The organism is Gammaproteobacteria bacterium, from assembly GCA_022450155.1.
In the GTDB taxonomy this organism is placed as follows: domain Bacteria; phylum Pseudomonadota; class Gammaproteobacteria; order Arenicellales; family UBA868; genus REDSEA-S09-B13.
This window is the reverse complement of the sequence record JAKUQR010000019.1, coordinates 43,531-63,349: the sequence shown is the minus strand read 5'-3', so window position 1 is coordinate 63,349 and position 19,819 is coordinate 43,531. Positions and strand designations below refer to the sequence as shown.

Sequence of the window (19,819 nt, the reverse complement as noted above, 5' to 3'; positions counted from 1 at the left end):
GCAACAGTGGCAAACTTACCAAAAGTTAGCAACGTTTGAGAATTGAACGTGGTAGGTATGTGCAAAAACATCGAGAAAACTGGCTCCCCGGGCAAGACTCGAACTTGCGACATATGGATTAACAGTCCACCGTTCTACCAACTGAACTACCGGGGAGTATTTGATTTATAAGAGTTTATTTCTGGTTATTCTTTATTACAAACACGGTGCACTCCAGGTGCACTCGGAGTGCTGAAAAACGACCTAAATCGAGCGCGGATTCTAGCACTCAAAGGGCAGGGGAGCGATAGATACATAACGTATCTAGGTTGTCGATGCCCAGTCCGGGGTTACATAGAACCAGTACCCGCCGTTCCGCCTTTTCAATCGGCGTCAGGTTGGCGGCCTGCATCAGCAGTTCACGCACCTGTGGATAACGCCAGTGTACCGGCACGGAGCTGCGGGTCGGGTCGCCGGGCGAATACCTGTCAGCATTAAGCTCGATTAACCTTCAGCCCCTGTGGCCCAGTCTCAGGGCACTTGTCTCACACGGCAGTTCAGCAGCGGACTGGAGATCGCTCATTTTGGTCACTCTTGAGCGGCAAAAGCGCTTGGTCTGAATGAATTTATGCGATCAAAGTACCGCGGTACAGGCCGTCTGATCTGAGCCAAGCCCATCACTGTACTAGACCAGCGGCACAGTCATCGGATCATAATTGAACAGCCAGGCCCCGCGTTCTCCGCCGAGGACCCGTTTGCTGAAGGCCTCGCGCAACGCCGCTTCCGAATCGAGATGAAAGAGCTCGGCATTGTCGCTCGATTCATGGACTACACGGGCCGTTCTGTCATGTCGATTCCGCTGGTAAAGCTGCAGTGCATCGGCCAGGATTGAAGATTCAGCAAGTGCGCGAGCGAGCACGGCTGCATCTTCGATCGCCATTGCTGCCCCCTGGGCCATATACGGGATGGTTGGTTGGATGGATGGCATCTCCCATCAAGGTCACGCGTTCTGTGCTCCAGTCCGGCCGCGGCGGGCGATTGTACAGCGCCCAGGGAAAACACTGGTCCCGGTCCACCGCACTGATCAGAGTCACGATATCGTCGTGCCAGCCGTCGAAGTCAGCTCTAAGTTCCTCCCAATCAGCCTTCTGGGCCCAGGATTCACTTACCCAGTCATCGCTGTCGACGCACGCCACAAAGTTGATCAGTTCGCCGCCACGAATGTAGTACACCACCATGTGACTCTGTGGACCACACCAAATCGTGCAACTGAGGTCCATAAACCCTTCGGGAAGTCGTTCTACTGGTACAGTCGAACGCCAGGCAATCTGGTTGGCATATGTCGCAGGTGCATTGCCTAGCATCTGTGCACGTACCGCTGAATTGATACTGTCTGCCCCGATCAGCAGATCTCCGGAAACGTTGCGCCCACCGGTGAGATTCAGCGTGACGCCATCGTCAGTCTCGGCGTAGCTCGTGCCTCCACAGTCCAGATGAATGACATCAGGATCCAACTGGTCGATTTTATTCAGAAGAATGTCGAGCAGATCGGCCTGGTGGATGTGATAGTAGGGAGCGCCGAATGCTGTTTCGTGCTGTTCTGCTAGGGAAATCTCGTTCAAAACCTCGGCACTGCTGTACAGCTGCAAGCGATAATACTCTGGTTTCACCGCTACCCTCTCAAGTTGATCCCTAAGCCCCAGGTTCAGCAGTACACGACTTGCGTTAGCACTGGTTTGAATCTCGGCACCGATCTCGTTCAGTTCCGGCGCCTGTTCGAAGACACGGACCCGATGGCCGGCCTGAAGCAGGCAGATTGCTGCAGTCAGGCCACCCAGACCATCACCGGCAATCAGAATGCCCCAATTGTTTTGACACCCCCAGACTCATATGGAACCAGTGGAGTGGTTTGTCACAGGATTTTTTCCGACTATCAGACCACACAGCGCATTGGGCTACCGCCCGCCAGCCCCGGAAACCATCGTCCAGATGGACCAAAGGCCGGTCATGCACTAACATTCAAACTGGACCAGTCAGTGGGGGCTGGTCAGGATCTGTGCTGTGGTGGCAAATAATCGGGAGGAACAATTCTTCCCGTAGTCGTATAGTCGTACCTGGGTGGCAGTTGTATCTGCCAATAGGAATGAAACTGAATTCAGAAAAATGAATTCGCGAATTAATCCTGAGGAGGAGCTAATATGAAATTTACTGTATCAAAACTGTTGCTTCCGGCGCTGGCGGTCGTTTTTTCCAGCTTTACGTTTGTTAGTGCTGCTCAAGCCGACAAGATCACGTTGCATGGTGCGAGCCAGTTTGATGAAAAACATGCGTTTACGCGTTTGATGCGTAAATTCGAACAACTCACGAAACAATATTACAGTGGCGAGCATGAGCTTGAGTTCGTTATGCACCTAAATAGCGAGCTTGGTCTTGAAAAAGACTATGTCGCCTACATGAACCAGGGCTTGTCGGTTGACTACGCTGTGGCAGCTCCGTCGCACATGTCCACCTTTTCGAAGTTGGCGACTTTGCTCGATCCACCGATGCTTTACCGAGATGCTGGCCATTGGAGTAAGGTTCTTTCCAGCGACGTGTTGCAGCCGATCGTCGACGACATTTACAAGCGTGCCGACATCCTGGTGCTGGGATACGGTGGAGGTGGCGTCCGTCACCTGATCGTCAACAAGCCAGTAACGAACATGGCTGAAATCAAGAATGTTCCGATCCGTGTGATGGGTGCGCCAATTCAAACAAAACTTTTCTATGCCTTCGGTATGTCGCCGAATGTCATCGCCTATGCAGAAGTCTACAACGCCATTCAAACCGGCGTTATTGATGCGGCCGAAAACGAAGCGGCTGGCATCCGCCAGATGAAATTCTACGAAGTTGGGCCAAACATTTCTCTGACTGCACACTCCATCACGGTTCGCCCATTGGCGTTCAGTGGCAAAACACTTCGTAGTTTACCGAAAGATTTGCAATCTGCAATTGTCCAGGCCGGTAAAGATGCCGGAACCTATGGCCGAGTCACCGAACTTACTGAAGGCTCGGGAATTATGGCGGAAATGGAATCTCAGGGTAAACTGAAAACAATCAACTTCACAGAGCGGGAAAAATTGATTGCGGCCGCGACGCCCGTATTGATAGAGTACTTTAAAGACCTGGGGCAGAGCGCTTTATATAACGCCATTCAGGCCGTGAAATAATCTCGAACGTCCCTGCGTGATATAAAGGTATTAAGGGTCGATGGCTTAAGTGCCATCGGCCCTTTTTTATGAACCTTGTGTGGACAGGCGGGCACGAATGAAAAAAATAATAGATGGTTATTTTTCGTTTCTCAAAATCGTCCTGACGATGTTGATGGGAATTCTCATCATTCCTGTAACCATGCAAATATTTGCCCGCTATAGCGATTTTATCCCACGCTATATCTGGACCGAAGAGCTGTCACGATTTTGCTTCATCTGGATCATCCTTGTTGGGGCAATGATTGCTTTACGGAAAAACGAACATTTTGCAGTTGATCTGTTGCCGCCCCCAAAAACCAACAAAGGCAAAGCGATATCCCTGATGTTTGTTGATCTCATGGCATTTGGCATGGCGGTTATTTTTGTTGTCTGGGGCTGGCCGCTGATTAAGTTCGGATTACTGCAAACTTCCGAAATGGCTGATCTGCCAATGGTGTTTATTTACGTAGCTTGGCCGATAACGGGGATTACGTGGATGTTATTTTTGTCAGAACGTGTTGTTGATCATATCAAATTATTTCGGAGTGTCGCCCCATGACACCTGTGGAGGTCTCGGCGATATTATTCCCGCTTTTTATAATTCTTGTTATCTTTCGCGTCCCCGTTGCGATTGCGCTCGGTTTGGCATGCATTCCGGTGTTTTTGTTGGAAGAGCGATTAACGCCGTTCCTGCTCATGAATGAAATGTTCAAGTCCTATAACGCCTTCATATTACTTGCCGTTCCGTTCTTCCTTTTGGCCGCAAACATTATGAACGCTGCGGGAATCACTGACCGGTTGGTGCGGCTATCGCGTGCAATGGTTGGACATTTGCCGGGCGGATTGGGACACGTTAACGTGGTGGTCAGTATGCTATTTGCGGGTATATCCGGTTCGTCCACAGCGGATGCCGCGGGCATCGGGTCGCTGCTAATTCCGCAAATGAAAAAGCTGGGTTACTCATCAAGTTTTTCCGTCGCCATCACGGCGTGCTCCTCGGTCATGGGCGTTGTTATCCCGCCAAGTATCTTGATGGTCGTGTGGGGCGGACTGATGTCCGTATCTATTGGTGGCTTGTTTTTGGCCGGCGTTATCCCTGGAATTCTGATCGCCGTGTCGCAAATGATAGCGGTCTACGTGTTTGCCAAAATCTACAATTACCCGATGTATGCGCGATCTTCATTTAAGGAATTCTTTGTTGCGGTTTTCCAAGCGATACCGCCTCTCATGACCCCCTTGATCATTGTCGGCGGAATTGTCGGTGGGTTTTTTACGCCAACCGAAGCTTCAGTAATCGCCGTACTATATTCTGTTATTCTGGGGGGGCTTTTTTACAGAACCATTGGTTTTCATAACCTCCCGTCGATCCTCTACAACTCTGCAGCGTTCGCCGCTATGTCCCTGTTTTGTATAGGCACGGCGTCGGCGTTCGGGTGGCTGTTGGCCTATTTCAAAGTTCCGCTGGCTATTGTACAGTTTCTGGCGCCCTACGGCGTTGGTCCGACCAGTACGGGCTTGATCGTCGCTGGCTCCTTTCTTTTGATCGGTATGTTTATCGATGCCATCCCGGCGATCATTATTCTTGGAACCGTTCTTTGGCCGCTGGCCGAAGTCTCGAATATGCACCCGATCCATTTTGCAATTATCGGCGTTATTTCTTTGGCTTTCGGACTGGTAACTCCTCCCTATGGTTTATGTTTATTGATTGCCTGTAAGATCGGAGACATTGAGGTTAGGAAAGCATTGCGCGACGTCGCCATTGTCCTGTGCCCAATGCTTGTGGTTCTGTTAATTGTAATTTTCTTCCCGGAACTCATCCTGGCATTGCCAAAGATGCTCATGGCGAAGTTTATATGAAGAGGGAATATAAACGTGACCAAAACAAATCGTAATGCCCATTCTAATAGCCAGAGGTTGATGGCTTTTGGGTCGAGTTTCGAAAGCCAGAATTTGTCAAGTTATCTGGAAAGGCACAATTGCGAGAAAACCTATATGAGATCGATGACATGATTGCAAGAAATCTACAAATCGGTAGGAGATAAGAGCGTCACCCGCTATTGCTGATGTCAATGGTAGAGTCGAGGGTCAAGAGAAACCACTATAGCTTGCACCTAAATCTTCTGCTACATGCACTCCAGTCCCGTCTCTGACGATGTTCGCACGCGTCCCGTACGATAGACGATCACCAATAGTGGTGGAGCCTTGGAGTCGGCAGAACAGATTCTAAATGTACCGTTTGGCCACGCGCTGCCATCGCTTTTGTAGAAAAGATATCCAGGCTTGCGAAAGCGTACAGAGGTTTTATTGTTCAGGGACGGGGTACGTAATAGCAGTAACTCGTTGGGTTCCAGGTGCCCGTTTCGGTTTTGATCAGCAAAGACCGACCATCCTTGACTCCAGTCGGTACTCGACCGGCAACGATCTGAGTTTTGGCTCGGACACAGGTATAGTCTGGTACCGATTGCGAGTGCTTCGGTCCGGGACCAATTAAGATCTGCAATAAGCAATCGCGCTGTTGCATTCCGTTGCGATCGCTCTGCAAGCGCTTGATAACTGGGTATGGCCAATCCGGAAAGGACGGCAATAACCAAACAGGCGACAAGGAGTTCAATCAGACTTACACCGGTTTGGTGGGGTCGATTGAATGCCGGAATTGGTGTTGCATGGTTGTAGAATTGATAAAGAACTTGCACCATACCTGTGAACGGTAGGCGTTTTGTGCGGGTCAGGCTGTGTCGCAGTTCACAGATCCGTTTGGCTGAGTAGTTCTCTGCACCGAGGTCGCGGGTCAGATGACGATAAGATATCTAGAACGATTGGGTCACTTAACATAACTAGAAATGATGCGTCAGTTTCAGTTAGAAAGTGAATTCCATCCCGCTGGAGACCAGCCTGAAGCGATCGAGGCATTGCTGAACGGCATTGAGGTCGGGGAGTTGTACCAGACTCTCCTCGGTGTTACGGGGTCCGGCAAGACATTCACAATGGCCCATCTGATCGCCAGGACGGGCAGAACGACGTTGATCCTTGCTCCGAACAAAACACTTGCTGCGCAGCTCTATGCGGAAATGCGTGACTTTTTCCCGAGCAATGCGGTTGAATATTTCGTGTCCTACTACGATTACTACCAGCCCGAAGCATATGTACCGAGCAGTGATACCTATATTGAAAAAGATGCGTCTATCAACGATCACATTGACCAGATGCGTCTGTCGGCCACAAAGGCCCTTCTGGAACGTGAAGACACAATCATTGTTGCCACGGTTTCCGCAATTTATGGTCTTGGAGATCCGGCAGCTTATCATGGGATGATCCTTCATCTGAGGCAGGGCGGGCTGGCAGAACAACGTGACATTCTGCGGCGCCTTTCTGAGCTTCAATATACCCGCAACGAAATGGATCTTCGACGAGGTACTTTCCGAGTTCGGGGTGATGTAATTGATATTTATCCGGCAGAATCGGATCGTTTTGCCGTACGTATCGAACTGTTCGGTGACCAGATCGAACGCCTGGCGCGATTTGATCCGCTGACCGGCGAAGTCGATGAAAGGTTGACCCGTTTTACTATCTATCCTAAGAGTCACTACGTGACCCCACGCGAGACTCTGTTGGCGGCAACAGGCGCTATCAGAGACGAATTGACCGATCGACTTTCGGTTCTGCGAAGCCAGGAGCGATTATTGGAGGCGCAGCGGCTTGAACAGCGGACCCACTATGATCTTGAAATGATTGAGGAACTGGGTTACTGCAACGGGATCGAAAACTATTCGAGATTTCTCTCTGGTCGCAAGGTGGGTGAATCACCCCCAACACTGATCGACTATCTGCCGGACAAAGCGTTGCTTTTTATAGACGAAAGTCATGTGACGGTACCCCAACTGGGTGCGATGTATCGAGGCGATCGTTCGAGAAAAGAAACACTGGTTGAATATGGATTTCGACTGCCGTCGGCGTTGGACAACCGGCCGTTGAGATTCGATGAGTTTGAACGAAAGATACCTCAGACCGTGTTCGTATCGGCAACGCCAGGGCCTTACGAGGCGGAACACAGTTCAAGTACCGTAGATCAGGTTGTGCGACCGACAGGACTGGTAGACCCTGTGCTTGAGATCAGGCCGGCCGCTACTCAGGTGGATGACTTGATGTCTGAGATACAACTTCGGGCAAATGCGTCTGAAAGGGTATTGGTAACCACACTGACCAAGCGAATGTCTGAAGATCTCTGCGATTATCTGGCAGATCATGGAGTTCGAGTAAGATACCTTCACTCCGATATAGATACTGTCGAACGAGTTGAGATTCTCCGGGATCTGCGTCTGGGTGTTTTCGACGTACTGGTGGGTATCAATTTATTGCGTGAAGGCCTTGATCTCCCGGAAGTGTCTCTGGTGGCTATTCTGGATGCCGACAAAGAGGGGTTTCTTCGATCCACACGCGCTTTGATTCAGACAATTGGCCGCGCTGCTCGAAATATTAACGGAAAAGCGGTTCTTTATGCCGACAATGTGACGCAATCAATGCAGAGGGCGATCGACGAGACGGAAAGGAGAAGGGAAAAACAGGAGGCCCACAATATTCGCCATGGTATTTTGCCGGCGACTATAGAAAAACGAATTACAGAATTCATTGATGGTGTTTATGAGAAACCGCAAAAAGCCGGCCGAACCAGATTCGATAGAGCTGGCACAATTGGACACATTACTGCAGACATTGAAATCAAATCAGCAGGCGACCTGGGACGCCTGATTGATGGACTGGAAAAGCAGATGTACGATCACGCACGTGCACTTGAATTTGAGCAGGCGGCACAGCTGCGGGACAGCATCAGTGAATTAAAAAAGAGGCACTTCACAGCCGGTTTCATGACTGACCCCGCGTCGGTAGTCAGCTAATTGCCCAGCCTGCCCATTGCTGATAATTGGATGTAGAATAGCGGTATTGCAGTTATAAAGGCGCGTAGCTCAGCGGTAGAGCACTTGCTCGACACGCAAGTGGTCGGTGGTTCGATCCCACTCGCGCCTACCAGATACCGAATCAATCGAATGCCACATTGAGTCCATGTGGCATTCTCGCTTAAAACATCTATGGCCTAGATGCCAGACTCGACAGCTTCCAGGGAAACTCAAAGTGCCCGAAATCCAACTACCTGACGGTGCTATCCGTACTTATGAACGGCCCGTTTCGGTTATGGAAATTGCAGCCGATATACACCCAAAACTTGCGAAACGGGCTTTGGCAGGTGAGGTTGGCGGCAATTTGGTCGATATAGATTACCGTATCGACAGTGATCAAGCTGTGCGCATTGTTACGTCTGAAGACCCCAGTGGAGTGGAGATCCTGCGGCATTCCTGTGCACACCTTATGGCACATGCCGTTAAGACTCTGTATCCGACAGCCCAGGTAACGATTGGCCCTGTTATTGAAGACGGGTTTTACTACGATTTTTCCTATGCCTCAGGTTTTGGAGAAGCTGATCTGGAGAAAATCGAAAAGAAAATGCATGAGCTTGCCAAAGCGAACCTGCCAATCAGTCGTTCAACTATGCCACGCGATGCAGCGGTCGCGTTATTCACAGCCAGTGGCGAGAACTACAAAGCGGAAATTATCGGCGGCATACCGGAAGATGAGATGATTTCGTTGTATACACAAGGAGAATTTACCGATCTGTGTCGTGGGCCTCACGTTCCATCTACAGGCCATCTGAAAGCTTTCAAGCTAACAAAACTGGCTGGTGCGTATTGGCGTGGGGATTCGACGAACGAAATGCTGCAGCGAATTTATGGTACGGCGTGGCCAGACAAAAAGCAGCTCGGAGCCTATCTAACCCGCTTGGTAGAAGCTGAAAAAAGAGACCACAGAAAGTTGGGGAGACAGCTGGACTATTTTCATTTTCAGGAAGAAGCACCGGGTATGGCTTTCTGGCATGAGCAGGGATGGACATTGTTCCGACTGATAGAGACCTATGTTCGAACGTTGCTGGAGGAATATGACTATCAGGAGGTACACACACCGCAAGTGCTTAATAGGCGATTGTGGGAGCGTTCGGGGCACTGGGAAAAGTTCAGAGAAAACATGTTTACGACGCATGTCGAGGATCAGGACTACGCCATTAAACCCATGAACTGTCCCGGTCATGTCATGATTTTTAATCAAGGGCTTAAGAGTTATCGGGACCTGCCGCTGAGAATATCGGAATTCGGCATCTGTCACAGAAATGAACCTTCAGGCACCTTGCATGGGCTGCTGCGCGGTCGGCGTTTTACCCAGGATGACGCCCATGTTTTCTGCACAGAAGAGCAGATAGGCAGTGAGGTGTCGACATTGATCGACCTGACCTATCGTATGTATAACGATTTTGGGTTCGAAGATATTGAGGTCGTACTATCGACTCGACCTGAAAATCGGGTGGGAGATGACCTGCTGTGGGATCGTTCAGAGAAAGCGCTGGCGGCTGCGCTTGAAGAAAAGTCGATACCCTTTACAGTGCAGGCGGGCGAGGGTGCATTTTACGGACCCAAGCACGAATTCGTACTCCGTGATTCTATAGGCAGACGCTGGCAATGCGGAACCATACAACTGGATTTCTCGATGCCGGGGCGACTGGGGGCCGAATACGTCGCTGCAGACGGAACAAAAAGGGTGCCGGTCATGATTCATAGGGCAATACTGGGTTCGCTCGAACGTTTTATTGGAATTTTGATTGAAGATACTGAAGGAAAATTGCCTGCCTGGCTTTCACCGGTACAGTTGATTGTGTGCAACATTGGCCCTAATCAACGTGAATATGCTCTCTCGGTGCAAAAACATCTAAAAAATCATAACTTGAGAGTACAATGTGACTTGAGAAACGAGAAGATCGGCTATAAAATTCGCCAAGCGACTCTGCGCCGAATTCCTTTTATTCTGGTTGTTGGAGACAAAGAAAAAGGCGCGGAGAGTGTTTCCGTGCGTACACAAGACGGGACCGATCTGGGGTCAATCGACCTCGACAGAGTAGCAACAGCGCTACCGGGTCTTTCGTTAAAGCACTAAATATCTATTCAGGTTAAGGAGTAGCGACATAGTTGCAGCAAAGCAGCAGCGCATCAACGATGAGATTACAGCCGGAGATATCCGGCTAATCGGAGAAGGCGGCGAACAACTGGGTATTGTTTCAGTTACTGAAGCCCACCAGATTGCCGAAGAGAAACAGCTTGATCTTGTTGAGATCTCGCCCTATGCAGAACCACCTGTTTGTCGGTTGATGGACTACGGCAAATTCTTATATTCAGCCGCAAAGAAAAAGCAGGAATCGAAAAAGAAGCAAAAACAGATAATCGTTAAAGAAGTGAAATTCCGGCCTGGGACCGATATCGGCGACTATGACATAAAGGTGCGGAACTTGGTGCGGTTCCTGGATGCCGGAAACAAAGTTAAGGTGACGTTACGGTTCCGTGGTAGAGAGATGGCCCATCAGGAACTGGGAATGAAAATGCTAAAACGGGTTGAAGCGGATCTGGATGAATTGGGAGTAGTCGAGCAAATGCCGAAAATGGAAGGCCGGCAGATGGTCATGGTCCTTGCACCCAAGAAATAAACTAGAGTCATTCGAGAGACAAACAAGATGCCCAAGATGAAGACGAATAGGGGTGCGGCGAAGCGGTTCAAGACGACTGCTAGTGGTCGTTTTAAGCGTTCGCAAGCATACATGAACCACATCCTGACAAAAAAATCGACCAAACGAAAACGGCAGTTACGGTCCCAGTTAATTGTTCACTCGTCAAATGAATCCGCACTGAAGCGGATGCTTCCTTACAGTTAATACATCAGATTTCGGAGTAGACCGATGCCCAGGGTAAAACGAAGCGTAACAGCAAGAGCCAGACATCGCAAAGTGTTGGCGAATGCTAAGGGGTATCGTGGTGCCCGGAAAAACGTCTATCGAGTCGCAAAACAAGCTGTGATGAAAGCAGGGCAATATGCCTACAGAGACCGTAGACAGCGTAAGCGTCAATTTCGAGCGCTGTGGATTGTGAGGATCAACGCGGCAGCCCGACTAAGCGGGATCAATTATAGTCAGATGATTAATGGTCTTTCGAAGGCGGCAGTTGAAATAGATCGAAAAGTACTTGCTGACATGGCTGTCAACGACAAACCAGGTTTCGAGTCTTTGGCAGAACGAGCCAAGGCAGCACTGGCAGCTTAACGTAGCCCGTGGCAATGCCATGGCATTCGTTAGGAGACAACAGGAAAGGTCTATGGCCTTTCCTTTTTTTTGTAGGCAGGCACTATAGTGAGTCAACAATCTGCAGGCGATGAGTTATCCATCAAGATCACTGAAGCGATCGAAGCGGTATCGGGCACAACGACGCTCTCTGCCCTGGAGTCGCTACGGGTTGTTCACCTCGGTCGCAAGGGTTACCTGACACTCCAGCTTAAACAGATCGGTAGCCTGCCGGTTGATGAAAGAAAAGCGTATGGAAAAGCGCTAAATACCGCAAAACAAAAGCTGGCAGACGCCATCGATAAAAAGGCCGAGCTTCTAGAGCAGCAAGCGCAAGCTAACGCGTTAGATCGAGACGTAATTGATGTGTCACTGCCTGGTCGCGCCGTACAACATGGCACATTACATCCAATAAGCCGTTCTATTCGGAGAATTACAGCCATATTTCGACGGCTCGGATTTGATGTCGCCGACGGACCTGAAATCGAAGACGATTTCCATAACTTCGGTGCGCTGAATATCCCTGAGGATCACCCAGCTCGGGCTATGCACGATACCTTTTATGTGTCTCCGGGAGTGGTGCTCCGAACCCATACATCGCCTGTGCAGGTGCGGTATATGGAAAATCAAGAACTCCCAATCAGGGTCATAGCTCCGGGTAGGGTGTACCGGTGCGATTCTGATGTTACCCATACACCCATGTTCAACCAGGTGGAAGGATTAGCAGTTGATCTAGACATAACCTTTTCCGATCTCAAGGGTATCTTGATTCATTTTGTTCGGGAATTTTTTGAACAAGACTTGCCAGTAAGATTCAGACCTTCTTATTTTCCATTCACCGAACCTTCGGCTGAAGTCGATATGGGGTGCGTTTTTTGTGCCGGTGCTGGCTGTAGAGTGTGTCAGCATACTGGCTGGCTCGAAATACTTGGTTGTGGAATGGTTCACCCAGAAGTGTTTCGCCAGGTTGGCATCGATAACGAGAAATACACGGGTTACGCATTTGGTATGGGTATAGAACGGGTCACGATGCTTCGATATGGTGTCGATGATCTTAGGTTGTTTTTTGATAACGAACTTTCGTTTTTAAACCAGTTCGGTTAGTACTGCCCATGAATGTCCTATGATTATCAGCCTCAACTGGTTAAAGGAATGGATCAAGGTAGATGTCGATCTACCGTATCTTTCCGATCTGCTGACAACGGCGGGTCTTGAAGTCAGTTCTATCTCCCGGGTCCAGGAGTTTTCCAACAAGATCCGGGTTGCTGAAGTCGTGTCTACTACCGACCTTCCTGGAAACAGCAGTTTAAAGATCTGTCAGGTTGACGTTGGTCAACGCCGACACGTCGGCATAGTTTGTGGAGCGGCCAATGTTGAAGTTGGGCATCGGGTAGTCGCGGCGATGCCGGGCAGTTCCCTGCCAGGTGGAAAAACAATACGTGTCGCTGACTTTGGTGGCCAGAAATCACGAGGAATGTTGTGTTCAGCAGATGATCTGAGACTGGATTACAGCACTGACAATTCCGCGGGCCTGCTCGTTCTCGATTCAAACGCCCCAGTGGGTAACTCACTCAACGACTACCTGCAGGTCGATGACCATATAATTGATATAGATCTTACCCCGAATCGGGGTGACTGCCTCAGCATCCAGGGCATAGCGCGGGAGCTGCATGCCTTGACTGGGGAAAAACTCGCGGGACCTTCCCTCAAGCCGGTAAGGGCGACCAGTAAGCATATTGTTCAATTAGAAATACAGGCACCACGAGATGCGCCACGATATGTCGGAAGAGTAATAGACGGTGTCGTCTCCCAATCAAAGACACCAGATTGGATGCGCGAACGGCTAAGGCGGTGTGGTCTTAGAAGCATCGGTGCCATTGTCGATATTACCAACTATGTGATGCTAGAGCTCGGGCAACCGTTGCATGCGTTCGACCTGAAAGAAATAAAAGAAAAGATAGTCGTCAGACATTCCGAGAAAGGTGAAAATCTTGATCTTCTTGATGGAAAATCTATCCAATTAACACCAGAAACATTGGTGATTGCAGATGCCGACAAAGCCATCGGCATGGCTGGGATCATGGGCGGTATGAACTCGAGTATCGATGGGCAGACTACTTCTATTATGCTCGAGGCAGCTTATTTCCGACCTGGCGCTATCGCTCGTAAGGCACGGACGTACGGGATTCAGTCGGAAGCCTCATTTCGGTTTGAAAGGAAAGTCGACCCTGGCCTTCAGCGAACCGCCATAGAACGCGCAACTCAGATGATCACTGCTTCTGTGGGAGGGCAACCAGGTCCAGTGTTCCAGAAAGTCAGTGAATCCCATATAACCACCAAGAACCCGATCACACTACGCCGATCGCGTCTGATCAGGGTGTTGGGGCACACGATACCGGACAAGCAGGTCAAGTCCACCCTTGAATCCCTGGGGATGAGAGTCAGGAATCTAAAATCAGGCTGGAAAGTTCTGCCGCCCAGTTGGAGAACAGATGTCGAAGAAGAGCACGATCTGGTGGAGGAGGTCGTTCGGATATATGGTTATGACAATGTACCAACCCGCGACCCTAAAAGTGTTATCGCCTATACGCCAGACCGGGAGTCGATCCTGACCACTGATCGGCTGACTGATTTTCTGATTGACAATGATTATCAGGAGATTATGACGTACAGTTTTGGAGATCCTCTGATTCAAGAACTAATCGATCCAGACTCGCGTGCCATCACATTGGAAAATCCGATTGCGTCAAATATGTCGGTCATGCGCACAAGCCTCTGGCCGGGGTTGCTGCAGGCGCTTTCTGTTAACTACCGGCGACAGTGGCGACGAATCCGATTGTTTGAAGTCGGTAATGTATTTCATGGTAGTGTCAACAATCGGACTGAGATCAAACGTATTGCCGGGCTGGTAACCGGTGCAGCTTCTCGCCGGAGCTGGGACAGCCATGTCCGCGAGGTAGACTTTTATGATATCAAGGGCGATGTTGAAGGCATGTTGAAACTTTCTGCTAAGGCTGCAAAAACGGAATTTAAGCTTGCTCTTCATCCGGCACTTCACCCCGGCCAGAGCACGAGAATAACCCACGGCAAACAAGTAGTCGGATGGCTTGGACGACTGCACCCAGATATTGTGAAAACGTTTGACCTGGAACAAGCTGCATTTATTTTCGAATTAGATGCCCAGTGCATATCGGCGCGTGACCTGCCGGCTTATAGTCCGATGTCAAAATTTCCCTCTGTTAATCGGGATCTCTCAGTTACAGTGGACATAGCTACGCCAGCAGATAAGGTCAGGGAAGTTATCGTCGAAGCCGGTGGGTCGATACTGAACTCAATCGAGCTCTTTGACCTATATCAGGGCGCTGGGATAAAAAAAAGCAAAAAATCTTTGTCTTATGGGTTGACGTTGAAAGGAACTTCACGCAATCTTACGGAACAGGATGTCGAGAAGGTTATGGAGGAGATTCTTGACAGCCTAAAGAAAAAACTGGGTTGCGAGCTCAGAGATAAATAAACCGCCAGAGGAAGGGTGAAAACGATGACTGTCACTAAGGCAGATCTCGCGAATACATTGTTTGAGCAACTTGGCTTGAACAAGCGAGAAGCTAAGGAATTTATCGAGTTATTCTTCGAGAAAATTCGAGAATCGTTAGAAAATGGTGAATCTGTAAAGCTTTCCGGGTTCGGCGGCTTCAGTGTTCGAGACAAACGAAGTCGCCCAGGACGTAATCCTAAGACAGGTGAAGAGGTGGCTGTAACACCTCGGCGGGTGGTCACCTACAAGGCGAGTCAGAAAGTCAAGGATCGGATAGCCAAAAACAATGTGTCCGCACCAGTTGTTGGTCCCGAGACTAACGATCTATGATGATGCTCGATCCCTCGTCGGGGGAACTCCCACCGATACCTGCAAAAAGATACTTCACTATTGGTGAGGTAAGCGAACTCTGTTCTGTGAAACCTCATGTTCTAAGGTATTGGGAACAGGAGTTTCAGCAATTGCAGCCTGTAAAGCGTCGAGGTAATCGCCGCTATTACCAACGCCATGAGGTCGAGTTGATTAGAACGATCCGACGTCTACTCTATATTGAGGGCTATACGATAAGTGGTGCTGGTAATCGACTTAGAGAAGAAAAACAAAAGAGTGGCAAAAGGCTCAACAAGAAGCTTTACGATCAGGTAATTGAGGAACTCACAGATATTTCGGATCTCCTGCGATCGTAACTTGGTCGTATATTATTGTACGGGGCGTAGCGCAGTCTGGTAGCGCACCGCAATGGGGTTGCGGTGGTCGGAGGTTCGAATCCTCTCGCCCCGACCATTTTTTGAAGGTAAGCAATAGGTGGAATGTGCCGATGGCTGACCTTTATTTATAGCAACGGTCTCCCCGCAGACTCCCATCGTGATACTTAAGAGTATGTCTCGCTCTCAACGCGGTCGGTTTGTAGCAGTCACTAAAGATCAGTGGATTGAGTTAAGAGCCCTCGCCATCCAACATGGCTGGAAACCCTGTGGGACGATCGATCCAGGGCTCGGCCTAGAAGAGTTAAAGAACTTTGAAAAGAGGGGCTGGATGGGTGGTTACGATTGCCCAAGTTTTCAAAAGGCTACCGAAGGTGACGCCTATGCACTATCCGATTGTCTAGCGTCAGCCCTACAATACTATGTCGACTCTAAAAGTTTGTTAGAAAATGAATTCTCTACGCTGAACCAGGATATAGTCAGCCAGGTCAAAGAATTCTGCTCGTTAGGCTCATTCCGGATTCTTCCGGAGAACAATAAATTGGCATGACCATTCGATGCGATTGAAAAGATATTGGGCATTGCAGCCTCTCTTTCAAGTTTAATGACACACAAACGCAAGCTGACATTCGTAACAATGGTCGTACTGTTTGTTGCCAGTAATCTGGTTGAGGCCGGGCTGGAGCTGAATCAGGAACCGCCGCCAGTTAAGTTGATAGGCGAAGTTGGAGGCAGGCTCGATGGTACTGCCTGGAGCAGTTCTGAGCTGAAAGGGGTAGTGCACATACTGATGTATGTTGATCCTGACAAAGTCAAGATCAACGAACATGTCGAAGAGGCATTGGCCAAAGAACAATATCCGACCGAACAAATCAGATCCGTAGCGATTACGAACTTGGCGGTAACCTGGAAACCAAAGTTCCTAATCCAAAACATTCTTAAAGGAAAACAAAAGAAATATTCCCGCACGATCAATGTTACAGACAAAGGTAAGGTACTGGTTGAACAGTGGGGACTGGCTGATCATAGCTATAATGTGTTGGTGTTTGGCCCCAGTGGGAATTTGTTATTCAATAAAAGCGGTGCGCTGTCGGCGGCAGATGTAGAGAATCTGACAGCCATGGTCTGGTCAGCAATATCTAATTGAAGATTAGAGAATCAGATGGAGCACTGGCAGAGTCTGGAGAAACGATGAAGATCGAGTCTGTTAAAAAAAGTCGCCTGGCGGAAGTCGATTATGCAAATTTGGGGTTTGGCGATTATTTTTCAGATCATATGGTTACCTGTGAGTTTTCAGGGGGCATGTGGGGGGAACCTTCGATTGTGCCGTTCTCTCCAATTGAAATGAGCCCGGCTGCGTTGGCGCTGCATTACGGCCAAACAGTTTTTGAAGGATTAAAGGCATTCCGGGGAACGGATGATCGCAAGATAAGACTTTTCAGGGTTGATCGAAATGCTGCACGCTTAACGGCTTCGTGTACTAGATTGTGTATACCCGCGCCAGATGAATCTCTCGTCATAGATTCGATCAAGCAGCTTGTAATGTTGGATCAGGGCTGGGCCCCATCTCGCAGAGGCGAGGCGTTATATGTTAGACCCGTGCTCATTGCAACGGAGCCCCATCTGGCTGTGCGACCGGCATCGCGGTATCGATTACTTATATTCACGTCGCCAGTATGTGAATATTTTGCACAGGTAAAGTCGCCGCTTTATCTCAAAGCAGAGGAAAGGTACACCAGAGCACCCCATGGCGGTACGGGTTACGCGAAAACCGCGAGTAACTACTCGGTGACACTGAGACCGATGAATGACAGCGTTGAGGATGGTTTTGACCAGATCCTGTGGCTTGACGGACAAGAACACAAGTATGTGGAAGAGGCCGGTCAGATGAATATATTTTTCCGACTGGGTGATTCGGTAGTCACTCCAGATCTGAGTGGCACGATACTACCTGGCGTAACACGTGAAAGTGTTCTAACTCTACTGGACGATATGGGCGTCACGGCTACTGAACGTCGTTTGTCTATGGACGAATTATTTCTAGCCCAAGCCAATGGCGAACTCTATGAAGCTTTTGGGGCCGGTACAGCATCGGTGGTCGTTCCCATTGGACGAATTCGCTACCACGACAGTGATCTGCGTTTCCCTGATGAGCAACAAGGTAACTTGTGTCCGGAACTATACAATAAGATTCTCGGTATACAGCACGGTGAACTCGAGGATCGCCATTACTGGATGATGCCGTTGGAGTGAAACTGCAGGGGATGGAACAGGCTTGTTAACTGATCATAGGGGTGCAGGCTGGTGCCAAAAAGTGTGGCCGTTACTACTGAATATAGCGATGAGTCAAGATGACAAACCTGCCATTCATTCTTCGGCTCATACCCTGTGTAGGACTGTGGCTTGTACTATTTGCTCCAATCAAAACTAAAGCACTCGATACCAACGCAGCCGCAGGATTCGAACTCGCGAAAAAGTACTGTGCGAGATGCCATGTTATCGGTGAATTTAACCGGCTGGGAGGGATAGGCAACACTCCGTCTTTTCCTTACATGGTTAAAAATGCTGACTGGCAGGAACGGTTTTCTTCGTTTTCTCCCGCAGACCGTATCCAGTGTTTGTAAGGGTACAAGAAATGGTCCGAGAGTAACCCTTATTACCCGCCTTTTGAGTTGACATTGATGGAAATTGAACGCATTGTGACCTATGCTGCATTCTTAGCTTAAAAATCACAGTAGTGTTACAGTCATTACTTATTGAGCACGGTGACGGTGGTACTACCAGTTATTTTCTGTTGTTTGACTCGTAATGAAAACATCACCATTGGCAAACGAAGAATCTGAACCTCCGTCTTTGAGATATCTCCGTACTGTCTTGGACCAAGTATTATGTTAGGCGGGGTATGTTTGGTACTTCTGTTAATTTGTTCGGCATTTTTTTCGGCATCGGAAACGGCTCTGATCGCCCTGTCCAAAGGGAGAGCAAAGGCGCTGCTAAAAGAGCGAAGACGAGGCGCCAGGTCGTTATTCATATTGAAAAGTAAGCCCCAGAAAATGCTGATCGCTATCCTGATCGGTAATAACTTGGTTAATATTGGTGCATCTGCGATAGCAACGGTGATCGCTACTCGAATGCTTGGAAGCATTGGTCCTGGAGTCGCGGTTGGCGTGCTTACCGTACTGGTGCTGATATTTGGAGAGGTCACGCCGAAGAGTCTTGCAACGCGTTATTCGGAAAGAATATCACTGGTCGTTTCACCCATAGTGCTCTGGTTTCAACGTACGATTTACCCCGTGATAAGCTTATTTGAAGTCATTGCAGAGGTTGTGGGAAAAGCTGCCATTTCGAGTGAAGACGATCCTACGGTGACTGAATCGGAGCTTATTAGCATGATCGGCTATGGTGAGGAGGAGGGAACGATTGACCAGGGTGAAAGAGTGCTGATCGAGAGGGCTTTTGCTTTATCTGACCTCACCGTTGCAGATGTAATGACACCACGACATAAGGTTTTTACTTATGATGGCCGGACACCTGTTTCCAAGGCCTTAGAAGATCTCAAAGAAACCCCCTACAGTCGGATCCCGTTGTTCTCTGAAGATCCCGATGAAATACAGACGGTCCTTTATATGAGGGACCTGATGGTCGCAGTAATCGATGAACAGACACAGGTGCAAGTGGGCGAAATCGGCCGAGAGGCGAAGTTTGTTCCCGATACTCAACCTGTAACCGATACTATCAGTGGATTCAGAAAGGAACAGCAACACATGGCTATTGTTGTTGATGAACATGGCACCATGGAGGGTGTCGTCACCTTTGAAGATCTTCTCGAGGAACTCGTTGGTGAGATCTATGACGAAAGTGACCAAAAACCTGTTGAGCTTGTTGAGTTAGGCCTGAACAAGATAAGCGTAGATGGCGCGGTGGAAGTCAGGCTGATTGAAGAGTATTTTGGTACCGAACTGCCCGGTAAATCCACGGATACGATCAATCGATGGATTCTTGACCACACAGAGCGAATTCCGATAACGGGCGAGACCTTTGCTCTAGATGATTTCGAAGTGTTGGTAAAAAGTGCATCCAGGCGAAGAATTCATGAGGTCACAATTGAGCGACTTGGACATGGTCCGAGCCTATTAGACATGTAACCACTCAGTACCGCAGTGCGGTAACC

Annotated in this window: 19 protein-coding genes and 3 tRNA genes; 17 read left to right on the top strand and 5 right to left on the bottom strand. The window is 49.2% G+C overall.

Annotated elements, in window-relative coordinates; translation table 11 throughout:
- Positions 1-80: 80 nt before the first annotated feature.
- The 4 genes from MK323_11090 to MK323_11075 form a co-directional block, all read right to left on the bottom strand.
- Positions 81-156: transfer RNA gene (locus MK323_11090), tRNA-Asn, on the bottom strand.
- A 112-nt stretch (positions 157-268) separates the two neighbouring features.
- Positions 269-433 carry a hypothetical protein gene (locus MK323_11085; GenBank protein ID MCH2482697.1) on the bottom strand — a complete coding sequence of 55 codons (165 nt, stop codon included), beginning with the start codon at positions 431-433 and terminating at the stop codon, positions 269-271.
- A gap of 231 nt (positions 434-664) precedes the next feature.
- A complete protein-coding gene (locus tag MK323_11080; GenBank protein MCH2482696.1) occupies positions 665-919 on the bottom strand; it encodes a hypothetical protein in 255 nt (84 codons plus the stop codon).
- Complete coding sequence (locus tag MK323_11075; protein MCH2482695.1) at positions 876-1,790, bottom strand: FAD-dependent monooxygenase; 915 nt, start codon at positions 1,788-1,790, stop codon at positions 876-878. Before MK323_11075 ends, MK323_11080 begins: the two co-directional genes overlap by 44 nt.
- 387 nt (positions 1,791-2,177) lie before the next feature.
- On the opposite strand from MK323_11075, the gene MK323_11070 reads away from it, so the two are divergent.
- From MK323_11070 to MK323_10995, 16 genes are all read left to right on the top strand, one after another.
- Positions 2,178-3,185, top strand: a complete 1,008-nt coding sequence (locus tag MK323_11070; protein ID MCH2482694.1) for a TRAP transporter substrate-binding protein — start codon at positions 2,178-2,180, stop codon at positions 3,183-3,185.
- 97 nt (positions 3,186-3,282) lie between these two features.
- The gene (locus tag MK323_11065) at positions 3,283-3,765 is read left to right on the top strand and encodes a TRAP transporter small permease (GenBank protein MCH2482693.1); all 483 of its coding nucleotides are present in this window, start codon (positions 3,283-3,285) and stop codon (positions 3,763-3,765) included.
- On the top strand, positions 3,762-5,063 hold the full coding sequence (locus MK323_11060; protein ID MCH2482692.1) for a TRAP transporter large permease: 1,302 nt from the start codon (positions 3,762-3,764) through the stop codon (positions 5,061-5,063). The genes MK323_11065 and MK323_11060 overlap by 4 nt, the downstream gene beginning before the upstream one ends.
- Before the next feature lie 983 nt (positions 5,064-6,046).
- Positions 6,047-8,098: an excinuclease ABC subunit UvrB gene (uvrB, locus tag MK323_11055; GenBank protein ID MCH2482691.1), complete on the top strand. Its 2,052-nt coding sequence runs from the start codon at positions 6,047-6,049 to the stop codon at positions 8,096-8,098.
- Positions 8,099-8,156: 58 nt separating this feature from the next.
- Positions 8,157-8,231, top strand: a tRNA-Val gene (locus MK323_11050).
- Between the two features lie 102 nt (positions 8,232-8,333).
- Positions 8,334-10,238 carry a threonine--tRNA ligase gene (gene thrS / locus MK323_11045; GenBank protein ID MCH2482690.1) on the top strand — a complete coding sequence of 635 codons (1,905 nt, stop codon included), beginning with the start codon at positions 8,334-8,336 and terminating at the stop codon, positions 10,236-10,238.
- A gap of 28 nt (positions 10,239-10,266) precedes the next feature.
- A complete protein-coding gene (infC, locus tag MK323_11040) occupies positions 10,267-10,782 on the top strand; it encodes a translation initiation factor IF-3 (protein ID MCH2482689.1) in 516 nt (171 codons plus the stop codon).
- A gap of 27 nt (positions 10,783-10,809) precedes the next feature.
- The gene (gene rpmI, locus MK323_11035; GenBank protein ID MCH2482688.1) at positions 10,810-11,007 is read left to right on the top strand and encodes a 50S ribosomal protein L35; all 198 of its coding nucleotides are present in this window, start codon (positions 10,810-10,812) and stop codon (positions 11,005-11,007) included.
- A 24-nt stretch (positions 11,008-11,031) separates the two neighbouring features.
- Positions 11,032-11,391: a 50S ribosomal protein L20 gene (rplT, locus tag MK323_11030; protein MCH2482687.1), complete on the top strand. Its 360-nt coding sequence runs from the start codon at positions 11,032-11,034 to the stop codon at positions 11,389-11,391.
- A gap of 120 nt (positions 11,392-11,511) precedes the next feature.
- Entirely contained in the window at positions 11,512-12,513 is a 1,002-nt protein-coding gene (gene pheS / locus MK323_11025) for a phenylalanine--tRNA ligase subunit alpha (protein MCH2482686.1), read from the top strand.
- A 19-nt stretch (positions 12,514-12,532) separates the two neighbouring features.
- Positions 12,533-14,923, top strand: coding sequence for a phenylalanine--tRNA ligase subunit beta (gene pheT, locus MK323_11020; GenBank protein ID MCH2482685.1), 2,391 nt, complete (start codon positions 12,533-12,535; stop codon positions 14,921-14,923).
- 24 nt (positions 14,924-14,947) lie between these two features.
- Positions 14,948-15,274, top strand: a complete 327-nt coding sequence (locus MK323_11015) for an integration host factor subunit alpha (GenBank protein ID MCH2482684.1) — start codon at positions 14,948-14,950, stop codon at positions 15,272-15,274.
- Between the two features lie 2 nt (positions 15,275-15,276).
- Positions 15,277-15,630 (top strand): MerR family transcriptional regulator, encoded by a 354-nt coding sequence (locus tag MK323_11010; GenBank protein MCH2482683.1) that lies wholly within the window; start codon positions 15,277-15,279, stop codon positions 15,628-15,630.
- Positions 15,631-15,650: 20 nt separating this feature from the next.
- Positions 15,651-15,727: transfer RNA gene (locus tag MK323_11005), tRNA-Pro, on the top strand.
- 558 nt (positions 15,728-16,285) lie between these two features.
- On the top strand, positions 16,286-16,795 hold the full coding sequence (locus MK323_11000; protein MCH2482682.1) for a YtfJ family protein: 510 nt from the start codon (positions 16,286-16,288) through the stop codon (positions 16,793-16,795).
- Positions 16,796-16,839: 44 nt separating this feature from the next.
- Complete coding sequence (locus MK323_10995) at positions 16,840-17,901, top strand: branched-chain amino acid aminotransferase (protein ID MCH2482681.1); 1,062 nt, start codon at positions 16,840-16,842, stop codon at positions 17,899-17,901.
- Positions 17,902-18,397: 496 nt separating this feature from the next.
- On the opposite strand, the gene MK323_10990 is transcribed toward MK323_10995, so the two are convergent.
- Complete coding sequence (locus MK323_10990; protein ID MCH2482680.1) at positions 18,398-18,679, bottom strand: hypothetical protein; 282 nt, start codon at positions 18,677-18,679, stop codon at positions 18,398-18,400.
- Here MK323_10990 and MK323_10985 point away from each other — a divergent pair.
- On the top strand, positions 18,564-19,793 hold the full coding sequence (locus MK323_10985; protein MCH2482679.1) for a hemolysin family protein: 1,230 nt from the start codon (positions 18,564-18,566) through the stop codon (positions 19,791-19,793). The genes MK323_10990 and MK323_10985 overlap by 116 nt on opposite strands.
- The last annotated feature ends 26 nt before the right edge of the window (positions 19,794-19,819 follow it).